At 36.9% G+C, this 1,295-nt stretch carries 1 protein-coding gene; it reads left to right on the top strand.

Features of this window, described 5'->3' with window-relative positions:
• Positions 1 to 462 precede the first annotated feature (462 nt).
• Positions 463 to 999, top strand: a complete 537-nt coding sequence (locus D9603_RS19820; protein ID WP_128732610.1) for a hypothetical protein — start codon at positions 463 to 465, stop codon at positions 997 to 999.
• Positions 1,000 to 1,295: the final 296 nt, after the last annotated feature.

Raw genomic sequence — 1,295 nt, forward strand, 5'->3', positions numbered from 1 at the left:
TATTTAGTTGCTCTAAATAAGAAACTTTTAACGCTGTTAGCGTCAGGTTTACTCCTTCAAATTGAACAAGTATTGAGTCTAATTGGTATAACAGGAAGCATTATCGGGTATATTCGCCCAATTTGAGGGAGAGGACTGGTATTGAATTGAGATTAGGATAAGGAGTGGTTGAATATCAGTCTAGTCGATTAAGTGAGTAATCTGGTGAATTAAAGCCCCCCATACTGGAAAGTAGACAGTAAATTTAGCAAAATTAGCTCTTAAATAGTTGATTAAAAAAACCAGTTACTCAAAAGTCAGATCACTAACAATGAAAAAAACCACATCAAAAGAATAAGTACACTTTAGAGCTAAATGCTCATACTCTCACACAGACTAGCACCGTGATGTACGCAATAGTTGTACAGTCAAGGGGCAAGCAAGTGAGCAGTGGCGATACTCATGGAACTTCAAGGATAAATAATGAAAAGACTTACACTTATTGCGCTTTCAATGGCCTCTCTAACCGCATGTAAAAGCAACGATATAAACCGCGTGGTTAATGATGGTGTAGACGGTGCTATCAACGGTATTTTTGGCAGCTCTGGCACAGTAGTGTCAGCAAATAGTAGTGGCTCGAGCAGTGACTACTCAGTTAAAAAAGAAAAAGTATGGACACATCACGCGGAGAAAACTGCGCGTAACTATGGCTCACTTGCGTTTGTTAAAACCGCTAAAAACCCTGATGGGAAAACTAGGCTAAAATTTAATGAGTGCAAGCACCCTCGGATCGGAAATATAAAATGTAGGGGTTACTTATATGAGGTCTCACCTGAGGGGTGGCTTGTAAAAGGTGATACCATTCATTTTGGTACAAACCATTATTCAGACATTATCATCCCAGCCGGTCAATATTATATTAAAATTGAAGGCAAGGACGTGAGTAAAGATGTTTATGCCACAGGTACTATTGAAATAGCGCCTTTTGTGACCAACTATATTAACGTCACTGTACAATAATATAGCAATAAAAAGTACCTAGCCCACCCTTACAGCCTAGGTACTTTTTACCAGAGACTGATAAATCTAATTATCCCACTTAAAAGCGACTTTCCTTATTCATTTTATTTCATCAATATTGCAAAAAAGTTCCTAATAAAAGAACAATCGCCACTACAAAAAATAAAAAATAACGTTTTTTTACATTAACTTAGTAATTAACTCCACACTTCCGTCAAGTCCCCACAACTTTTACAGCACAAAACCGTTGAGATTTAACTAACAATAACAACCACTAACGTTAATTCATAAAAAAA

The sequence above is a fragment of the Pseudoalteromonas sp. PS5 genome (assembly GCF_004103255.1).
Lineage (GTDB): Bacteria > Pseudomonadota > Gammaproteobacteria > Enterobacterales > Alteromonadaceae > Pseudoalteromonas > Pseudoalteromonas peptidolytica.

Coding starts and splice junctions, on each gene's coding strand:
- D9603_RS19820 (WP_128732610.1), top strand. CDS start 463: ATGAAAAGACTTACACTTATTGCGCTTTCAATGGCCTCTCTAACCGCA.